The sequence below is a fragment of the Pseudomonas sp. PS02303 genome (assembly GCF_029959925.1).
In the GTDB taxonomy this organism is placed as follows: Bacteria; Pseudomonadota; Gammaproteobacteria; order Pseudomonadales; family Pseudomonadaceae; genus Aquipseudomonas; species Aquipseudomonas mandelii.
This window is the reverse complement of the sequence record NZ_JASCOM010000232.1, coordinates 1-9,140: the sequence shown is the minus strand read 5'-3', so window position 1 is coordinate 9,140 and position 9,140 is coordinate 1. Positions and strand designations below refer to the sequence as shown.

Annotated in this window: 10 protein-coding genes; 6 read left to right on the top strand and 4 right to left on the bottom strand. The window is 60.0% G+C overall.

What is annotated here, in order from left to right; translation table 11 throughout:
- Nucleotides 1-122: 122 nt before the first annotated feature.
- A complete protein-coding gene (locus tag QMX98_RS28515; RefSeq protein WP_010461296.1) occupies nt 123-878 on the bottom strand; it encodes a spermidine synthase in 756 nt (251 codons plus the stop codon).
- A gap of 149 nt (nt 879-1,027) precedes the next feature.
- On the opposite strand from QMX98_RS28515, the gene QMX98_RS28510 reads away from it, so the two are divergent.
- A complete protein-coding gene (locus tag QMX98_RS28510) occupies nt 1,028-2,374 on the top strand; it encodes a 3-deoxy-7-phosphoheptulonate synthase class II (protein ID WP_083374701.1) in 1,347 nt (448 codons plus the stop codon).
- 90 nt (nt 2,375-2,464) lie between these two features.
- Here QMX98_RS28510 and QMX98_RS28505 read toward each other — a convergent pair whose 3' ends face one another.
- Both QMX98_RS28505 and QMX98_RS28500 read right to left on the bottom strand, forming a co-directional pair.
- The gene (locus QMX98_RS28505; RefSeq protein WP_282411734.1) at nt 2,465-3,694 is read right to left on the bottom strand and encodes a winged helix-turn-helix domain-containing protein; all 1,230 of its coding nucleotides are present in this window, start codon (nt 3,692-3,694) and stop codon (nt 2,465-2,467) included.
- Between the two features lie 64 nt (nt 3,695-3,758).
- The gene (locus QMX98_RS28500) at nt 3,759-3,974 is read right to left on the bottom strand and encodes a DUF1127 domain-containing protein (protein ID WP_010461302.1); all 216 of its coding nucleotides are present in this window, start codon (nt 3,972-3,974) and stop codon (nt 3,759-3,761) included.
- Between the two features lie 96 nt (nt 3,975-4,070).
- On the opposite strand from QMX98_RS28500, the gene QMX98_RS28495 reads away from it, so the two are divergent.
- Nucleotides 4,071-4,925, top strand: coding sequence for a LysR substrate-binding domain-containing protein (locus tag QMX98_RS28495; RefSeq protein WP_010461304.1), 855 nt, complete (start codon nt 4,071-4,073; stop codon nt 4,923-4,925).
- Here the strand turns inward: QMX98_RS28495 and QMX98_RS28490 are convergent.
- Nucleotides 4,915-5,649 (bottom strand): sulfite exporter TauE/SafE family protein, encoded by a 735-nt coding sequence (locus tag QMX98_RS28490; RefSeq protein ID WP_042932884.1) that lies wholly within the window; start codon nt 5,647-5,649, stop codon nt 4,915-4,917. The genes QMX98_RS28495 and QMX98_RS28490 overlap by 11 nt on opposite strands.
- Nucleotides 5,650-5,773: 124 nt before the next feature.
- On the opposite strand from QMX98_RS28490, the gene QMX98_RS28485 reads away from it, so the two are divergent.
- The 4 genes from QMX98_RS28485 (at nt 5,774) to QMX98_RS28470 (ending at nt 9,065) form a co-directional block, all read left to right on the top strand.
- Nucleotides 5,774-6,730: a LysR family transcriptional regulator gene (locus QMX98_RS28485; protein ID WP_282411733.1), complete on the top strand. Its 957-nt coding sequence runs from the start codon at nt 5,774-5,776 to the stop codon at nt 6,728-6,730.
- Nucleotides 6,731-6,799: 69 nt separating this feature from the next.
- Nucleotides 6,800-7,261, top strand: a complete 462-nt coding sequence (locus tag QMX98_RS28480; protein WP_042932887.1) for a MarR family transcriptional regulator — start codon at nt 6,800-6,802, stop codon at nt 7,259-7,261.
- A gap of 337 nt (nt 7,262-7,598) precedes the next feature.
- Nucleotides 7,599-8,018: an organic hydroperoxide resistance protein gene (locus QMX98_RS28475; protein ID WP_010461312.1), complete on the top strand. Its 420-nt coding sequence runs from the start codon at nt 7,599-7,601 to the stop codon at nt 8,016-8,018.
- Nucleotides 8,019-8,051: 33 nt separating this feature from the next.
- Complete coding sequence (locus QMX98_RS28470) at nt 8,052-9,065, top strand: alpha/beta hydrolase (protein ID WP_154913304.1); 1,014 nt, start codon at nt 8,052-8,054, stop codon at nt 9,063-9,065.
- Nucleotides 9,066-9,140 lie beyond the last annotated feature (75 nt).

Sequence of the window (9,140 nt, the reverse complement as noted above, 5' to 3'; positions counted from 1 at the left end):
GCGAGGGGGCTTGCTCCCGCTGGGCTGCGACGCGGCCCCAAAATCTTCGCAATCAATGCAAATCTTGTGAGTGCTGCGCACTCAAGCGGGAGCAAGCTCCCTCGCCACAAGGCCTCATTGCATCAAGTCGCCGGGCGAATCGCCTTGATCAACGACTGCAACGAATACCCCAACCGCGGCGCCAGCCCTTCGGCCCGGGCAAGCAGTCCATTCATGTCCAGTTCCTGATCCAGCTCCGAAGGCACGATCAGAATCACATTGCCCTCCTTCACCGGCAGCTCCCAGTAATGCCGGTGATAGAGCCCGCGCAACAATGCAGCACCCAAGGGTTTGCCGTCGTCGGTGGCCCATTGATTGATCACCAGCCAGCCGCCCGGATTCAAGCGTTTCTGACAGTTTTCCAGGAAGCTCCAGGCCAGATGCCCGACACCGGGACCGACATCGGTATAAAGGTCGACGAAGATCAAGTCCGCCGGTTCAGCGGTATCGAGCAACTCCAGCGCATCGCCGACGCGGATGTACAAACGCGGATCATCATCGAGCCCCAGGTATTCGATGGCCAGACGCGGTACGTCGGGGCGCAATTCGATGGCTTCGACATCTTCAAGGGGCAGAAACTTGAGGCACGCCTGGGTCAGCGTGCCGGCGCCGAGGCCAAGAAACAGCGCGCTTTCCGGCTGTTCGTGGCACAGCGCGCCAATCAGCATCGCCCGGGTGTAATCGTACTCGAGCCAGCTCGGGTCAGCCGTGAACACGCAGCTCTGCTCGATGGCATCACCGAACTCGAGAAATCGGTAATCGGCCACCTCCAGCACGCGAATCACGCCGAACTCATCCTGTACCTCGGCGAGCAAATGCTCGACGCGCTCCTCAGTCATTTCGTCTCCTGATCGTCGCCTGACCCGGCAACGCGATAATCCGCAACATGAAGCGGCAAAGGCGCGATTGTCCGCGAAGCAACCGGAACAGGTCACGCACTAATTTGCTGATAACATGAACGTCCGAGCGTAAAACAACCGAGACCGTGATGAGCCAACCCTGGAGCCCTGACAGCTGGCGCGCCCTGCCGATCCAGCAACAACCCCTTTACCCCGACGCCGCGCATTTGCGTCATGTCGAGCAGACCCTGGCCAGCTACCCGCCGCTGGTGTTTGCCGGTGAAGCCCGGGAGTTGCGCCGTCAGTTCGCTGAAGTCACCCAGGGCCGCGCGTTTCTGTTGCAGGGTGGCGATTGCGCCGAAAGCTTCGCCGAGTTCTCGGCCGCAAAAATTCGCGACACCTTTAAAGTCCTGCTGCAGATGGCGATTGTCATGACCTTCGCCGCGGGTTGCCCGGTGGTCAAGGTCGGGCGCATGGCCGGCCAGTTCGCCAAGCCTCGCTCGGCCAACGATGAAACCATCGACGGTGTAACCCTCCCCGCCTACCGTGGCGACATCGTCAACGGCATCGGTTTCGATGAAAAAAGCCGCGTACCGGACCCGGAGCGCTTGCTCCAGTCCTACCACCAGTCCACCGCGACCCTGAACCTGCTGCGCGCTTTCGCCCAAGGCGGTTTTGCCGACCTGCATCAGGTGCACAAATGGAACCTGGATTTCATCGCCAACTCGGCGCTGGCTGAAAAATACAGCCACTTGGCCGATCGCATCGATGAAACCCTGGCCTTCATGCGCGCTTGCGGCATGGACAGTTCGCCACAACTGCGCGAAACCAGTTTCTTCACGGCCCACGAAGCGCTGCTGCTGAATTACGAAGAAGCCTTCGTGCGCCGCGACAGCCTGACCAACGATTACTACGATTGCTCAGCGCACATGCTGTGGATCGGTGACCGCACCCGTCAGCTCGACGGCGCCCACGTCGAATTCCTGCGTGGCGTGAATAATCCGATCGGGGTAAAGGTCGGCCCCAGCATGAATCCCGAAGACCTGATTCGCCTGATCGACGTGCTGAACCCGGACAACGACCCAGGCCGCTTGAATTTGATCGCACGCATGGGCGCGAACAAGGTTGGCGATCACTTGCCGGCGTTGATCCGCGCGGTGCAGCGTGAAGGCAAGCAGGTGCTCTGGAGCTCGGACCCGATGCACGGCAACACCATCAAGGCCAGCAGCGGTTACAAGACCCGCGACTTTGCGCAGATCCTCGGTGAGGTGAAGCAATTCTTCCAGGTTCATGAAGCGGAAGGCAGTTACGCCGGCGGTATCCACATCGAGATGACCGGGCAGAACGTGACCGAGTGCATTGGTGGTGCCCGGCCAATCACTGAAGACGGGTTGTCGGACCGTTACCACACCCATTGCGATCCGCGGATGAATGCCGATCAGTCGCTGGAATTGGCGTTCCTGATTGCCGAGACGCTGAAGCAAGTTCGGCGCTGAATCGCGTCGCGCCATTCGCGGGCAACGGCCTCGCGCCTACAGGATTGCGTTGAATCAGTAGGAGCGAGGCTTGCCCGCGAAGGTGCCCGCTCAGCCACCCTGAATCTGTGCCAACGCCACCCGCAAGCGCGCGCCACTCGCCCGCGGGCAATTGAGCTGAACCTGCTCAAGCCCCAGCCAATCCGCCATTTGCCGCAGATTGCCCGCCAACGCCAGCATCCCCACCTCGTCCAGCCCTGGCTCCTCTTCATGCACGGCATGCACCGCCAGCCGGCCCAACGCTCGTTCGGCACGCAAATCAACCCGCGCGGCAATCCGCTCATTGTGCAAAAACGGCAGTACGTAATAGCCGTAGACCCGTTTGTCCTGGGGCGTGTAAATCTCCAGTCGATAACGGAAATCGAACAACCGCTCGGTGCGGCTGCGCTCCCAGATCAACGAGTCAAAAGGTGATAGCAAGGCACTGGACTCGACCTTGCGCGGCACTTTCGGCTCGGGCAAGCAGAAGGCCGGTTGACGCCAGCCCTGAACCTCGCAGGCCAGTAATTCACCCGCATCTATCAGTTCGGCCAGACGCGGCCGGCTGTCTGCCGGATTCAGGCGAAAATAATCGCGCAGGTCCTTTTCCGTGCCGACACCTAATGCCGTCGCCGCATGCAGCAACAGCCCGCGCTGGGCCTCGGCCTCACTGAGCAAAGGCTGTTGCAGAACCGCTGAAGGAATCACCCGCTCCGGCAAATCATACAACCGCTCGAATCCGCGGCGACCGGCGACCGTGACTTCACCGGCGGCGAACAGCCATTCCAGCGCATGTTTTTCTGCGCTCCAGTCCCACCATGGCCCGGCCCGTTCCTGACGGGTCGACAGACTTCCAGCCCCCAGAGCGCCAAGTTCCTGCACCGAGGCCAGCACTCGACGAATCGTGTCCTGCTGCTCGCGACCGAAACGCGCCAGTTGCTGGTAGATGTCTTCGCCACGCGTTGCACGCTGCATGCGCCAGCGCATCAAGGGGTACATCGACATAGGCAGCAACGAAGCTTCATGGCCCCAATACTCGAATAACGTGCGACGTCGGCCCTGACTCCAGGCAGCCTGATCGAGCAAATCGGGGGAGTAATTTCCGAGGCGGGAAAACAAGGGAAGGTAGTGCGAACGCACCAACGCATTGACCGAATCGATCTGCAGAATGCCCAGCCGTTCGATCAGCCGGTTGAGCTGAACCGGTTTGATCGCCGCTGGCGGTTGCTGCCCGTTGAACCCTTGGGCGGCCAGCGCCAGACGTCGAGCCTGTTTGTTGGAAAAGGACAGCGTTGCGGGCATGAATACCTCCGTGTCTGCTCGCAACCTACCTCACCAGAGAGGGGTTTGTGTAGCGATGGCCTCATCATTTATGCATCGGATCATCCCAGAACGGCCTGACCGATTCATGTTCGACATCGGCACGACTCACGCCAATGTCCTTCAGTGCTTCGTCGCTCAAACTTGCCAGCAGCTCACGTTCACGGTGAAGTTCGTACCAGCGACTAAACTTGTGCAGCAGATCGGATACCGCGTGGATTGAGAATTTTTCTTCCGTTACATGCTCGTTATGACCTTTCATCTTGTTGCCCTCCTTTAGGGATGGCTCAAGTCTCGCCTCAGCGCTAAGATCAATCCAACGAATGTTTCTGATGGTAACCATCTCGGAGATTGATGGATGTCGGCGTACCCAAGTATCGATACTGACGTGCTACGCACCTTTGTCGCCATTGCCGACCAGGGTGGTTTTACCCGTGCCGGAGAAATGGTCAACCGCACGCAGTCAGCGGTGAGCATGCAGATGAAGCGTCTGGAAGAAGACGTGTTGCAGCGCCAGCTGTTCGAACGTGATGGACGCCAGGTCAAGTTGACCGCCGAGGGCCAGGTATTGCTGGGTTACGCGCGGCGCATCCTCAAACTCCACAGCGAAGTTTTCAACACCCTGCGCGAGCCGCACATGGTCGGCACCGTACGCATCGGCACGCCCGACGATTACGTCATGCGTTTCCTGCCGGGGATCCTGTCGCGTTTCGCCAAGTTCTACCCGCTGATCCAGATCGAGGTTCACTGCGAATCAACCAAACAACTGTTGCAACGCCAGGACCTGGACTTGTCCATCGTCACCCGCGAGCCCGGTACTGAAATCGGCCAGTTGCTGCGCAAGGAGCGTTTCGTCTGGGCCGAAGCACAATGCTTCAACGCCCACGAGCAGACGCCACTGCCCCTGGCAATGTTCAACAGTGATTGTTTCTGCAGGCTGTGGGCGTGTAATGCGCTGGACGCCATGGGGCGCGATTACCGCATCGCCTACAACAGTTCCAGCCTGTCGGCGTTAATGGCCGTGGTCAGTGCGGGCCTCGCGGTGACTGCACAACTGGAAAGCCTGATCACGCCGGACATGCGCATCCTGGGAGAAGCCGAAGACCTGCCGCTGTTGCCGGAAGCCTGCATCATGCTGGTGCGCAATCTGCACAACCCGTCCCCGATCACCGAGTGCCTGGCCGAGCACATCGTCGAAGGCTTCAAACTTTAAACGCGAGCATCACCGCGCACAGCACCAGGAAACCGCAGAACAACCCGCGCAATAGCCGCTCCGGCATGGCGTGGGCGATCTTCACGCCCCAGCTGATGCTCATCAACCCGCCGACAGCCAACGGCAACCCGATCATCCAGTCCACCTGGTGATGCACGGCGTAAGTCACCAGTGTGACGCCGGTGCTGGGCAGAGCCAGGGCCAGCGACAAGCCTTGGGCCACCACCTGAGAGGTGCCGAACAGGCTGGTCAGCACCGGCGTCGCCACCACCGCACCGCCAACCCCGAACAACCCGCCCATGGTGCCGGATGCCGCGCCCAGTACGCCCAACCATGGCCAGGAATAACGCATTTGTGCAGAGGCCGGTGCGTTGGCGGTGAACATGCGCACCAGGTTGTAGGTCGACAGGGCAATCAGAAATGCAACAAACCCCACGCGCATGGTTTGCGCGTCAATGCCTACCGCCCAGATCGACCCGATCCAGGCGAAGCAGAAGCCCATTGCGGCCAATGGCAGTGCATGGCGCATTTCGATGCGGTTGCGCTGGTGATAGCGCCACAACGCCAGCATCACGTTGGGCACCACCATGACCAACGCCGTGCCCTGGGCAATTTGCTGATCGAGACCGAACAGCACGCCTAGTAGCGGAATCGCGATCAAACCACCGCCAATGCCGAATAGCCCACCGAGAGTTCCCAGGGCGGCGCCGAAGACCAGATACATCACAAACTCAATCACAGGCGATTTTCCTTTTATCAGGCCATTCATCCTACGCAGTCGGCGCTGGCGGGGAAACGCACAGCAACGCACAATGGCTGTGCCAACTTCGCACAAGCGCTGATACACCATGAACCCGAATCAATTGACCGATCAACTCGGCCTGTTCCTTGATGTGCTGGAAACCGGGAGCTTTTCCGCAGCGTCCCGGCGACATCCGCTGACGCCTTCGGCGGTAGCGCGACGTATCGACAGCCTGGAAAACGCAGTCGGCAGCCAGTTGTTCATTCGCAGCACCCACGCGGTGCGTGCTACTCCTGCTGGCCTGGCGTTCGCCGAACGGGCGCGACGGATTGTGGCGGAACTGCGCCTGGCCCGCGCCGAAGCCGTATCCCTGAGCAGTGCGCCGGAGGGCTTGATCCGCATCGATGCGCCAGCGGCGTTCGGCCGACGGCACTTGGCGCCGGTGATTGCCGACTTCCTGATGCTCTATTCGGGCCTCGACGTGCAATTGCATTTGATCGACAGTTTTGTCGACATGCAGGGGCTGAACCTGGGGAAGGTGGATCTGGTGCTGCGCGCAGGTCAAATGGCCGACACCCGTCTGGTGGCCACGCCGCTGGCAAGTATGGTGCGCATTGCCTGTGCCAGCCCGCAATACCTGAAACGCCGCGGCGTCCCGACCGAACCGGCGCAGTTGATCGAACATGACGGCCTTGACTGGGACGGCCTGGCCCCACCCTTTGCCTGGCGCTTTGAGCGCGACGGGCACCTGCACCTGCATCGCCCGGCGCGCATCCGCATGAGTGCCAACAATGCCGAAGCACTGGTCTGTGGGGCGTTGGCGGGGCTGGGCATCGCGCATTTGCCGACCTGGCTGGCCAGCGAGTACCTTTTGCGTGGCGAGTTGCTGCCGCTGTTTTGTGAAAACGGCTTGCCTCCACCGGAGACCACCGGCATCTATGCATTACGTCTTGAGCAACAACCCAACTCCCGAAGCCGCTTGTTGCTGGAGTATCTGAAAACCCGCTTCAGCCCGATTCCGCCGTGGGACCTGGCACTGCAAAACACCCTGGACCGGCATTAGTCTAGAATTGTCTGGTGCATTAAAGATTCGCCCGCTAGATTCATGACGATCACTGATCAAGGCTTTGAAATGACCACCGAACGCACCACCCCGGATAACTGCGACCCGCTGCTGCTGGATAATCAGGCTTGTTTCGCCCTGCATTCCACCTCGCTGCTGATGACCAAGGTCTACAAGCCGCTGTTGCAAGCGCTGGGGCTGACCTATCCGCAGTATCTGGCGATGATGGTGTTGTGGGAGCGGGACGGGCTGACCGTAGGCGAAATCAGCACGCGACTGCTGACAGACCCCGGCTCACTGACCCCCTTGCTCAAACGCCTGGAGGTCGAAGGATTGCTCAGTCGCACCCGCAGCCGAGAGGATGAACGGGTGGTGATCGTCGAGCTGACCGAACAAGGCCGTGCGTTGCGCGACAAGGCACGCAGCATTCCCCAGTGCATCCTCGGTGCAAGCGGAATGACGCTTGAGAGATTGCAAAAACTGCAAGCGGAGCTGCAGGAACTGCGCAGCAATCTGCAAGACAGCCTTTAATCCCCCAAATCCCTGTGGGAGCGAGCCTGCTCGCGATTGCAGTGTGTCATTCAGCATTGATACTGACTGACACTCCGTCATCGCGAGCAGGCTCACTCCCACATTTGTTTTGTGGTGTCCCAGTTGATCGGGGTGCTTCCTTCGAAAAAAATCTTCCGCTAAAAATCCTGCCGCGACCGCTCTAACTCAGCACATCCAATCCGCGTCCCCCTTCAAGCCAAAACTTTTTCAAAAATTTATATTGCGCGCTAACTATTAGCGCGATACATTCATCTCGCACTTACTTAGCGCGCAAACATTTAGCGCAAACAAATCAAATCTGAACGAGGCTCACACCATGCAAACTCTCTACACCGCAATCGCAACCTCCACTGGCGGCCGTGACGGTCGTGCGGTTTCCAGTGACAACATCCTCGACGTCAAACTCGCCACCCCGAAAGAACTCGGTGGTGCCGGCGGCGCAGCGACCAACCCTGAGCAATTGTTCGCCGCCGGCTACTCCGCCTGCTTCATCGGCGCGCTGAAATTCGTCGCCAGCCAGACCAAACGCAGCATCCCGAACGACGCGTCGATCACCGCCCATGTCGGCATCGGCCAGATCCCTGGCGGTTTCGGCCTGGACATCGACCTGCACATCAGCCTGCCAGGTCTTGAACAAGCCGACGCGCAAAGCCTGGTCGAGGCGGCTCACCAAGTCTGCCCGTACTCGAACGCGACCCGTGGCAACGTCGATGTGCGCCTGCACGTCACCGTCTAACCGCCGACTCCCAGGCCCGAACAGGAAATGAACATGAACACTTTGAGCAAAGTCTTGAGCGGCACCCTTCTCGCTATGTCCATCAGTAACGCGTTCGCAGGTGATGGGGTTGAACACAACACCCAGGCGTTCCTCGACGTTCTGAATGCCGGCACCGGCAAACCGATGGAACAACTCACCCCCAAAGAAGCCCGTGCGGTGCTGGTGGGTGCGCAAGCCTCGGTGAAACTGACGCTGCCAAAAGCCGATGTCAGCGAGAAGACCATCCAGGTCGACGGCCAACCGCTCAGCCTGACCATCGTCCGGCCGGCCGGTGTCAAGGGCGAGCTGCCAGTGTTCATGTTCTTTCACGGCGGCGGATGGGTGCTGGGAGATTTCCCGACCCACGAACGTCTGGTTCGCGACCTGGTGACAGGGTCGGGTGCAGCAGCGGTGTTCGTCAATTACACCCCGTCCCCGGAAGCGCATTATCCGGTGGCGATCAACCAGGCCTACGCCGCGACCAAATGGGTGGCCGAGCACGGTAAAGAGATCAACGTCGACGGCAAACGCCTGGCCGTGGCCGGCAACAGCGTCGGTGGCAACATGGCAGCCGTGGTTGCACTGATGGCCAAAGACAAGGGCACGCCGGCGATCAAGTTCCAGGTGCTGCTGTGGCCGGTGACCGATGCCAGCTTCGAAACCGCGTCCTACAACCAGTTTGCCGAGGGTCACTTCCTCACCAAAAACATGATGAAGTGGTTCTGGGACAACTACACCACCGACGCCAAACAACGTAACGAAATCTACGCCTCGCCGCTGCGGGCCACCACCGCGCAACTGAAGGGCTTACCGCCTGCGCTGGTGCAGACAGCCGGTGCCGACGTGTTGCGCGATGAAGGTGAAGCCTATGCCCGCAAACTCGACGAGGCGGGTGTGCCGGTCACATCGGTTCGTTACAACGGGATGATTCACGACTACGGCTTGCTTAACGTAGTGAGCCAGGTGCCGGCGGTACGGTCGGCGATGCTGCAAGCGTCCGAAGAACTCAAGCAACACCTGAAATAACACCGCCCCCTGTAGGAGCGAGGCTTGCCCGCGAAGGCGTCGTGTCAGTCGACATCGATGTTGAATGACACGACG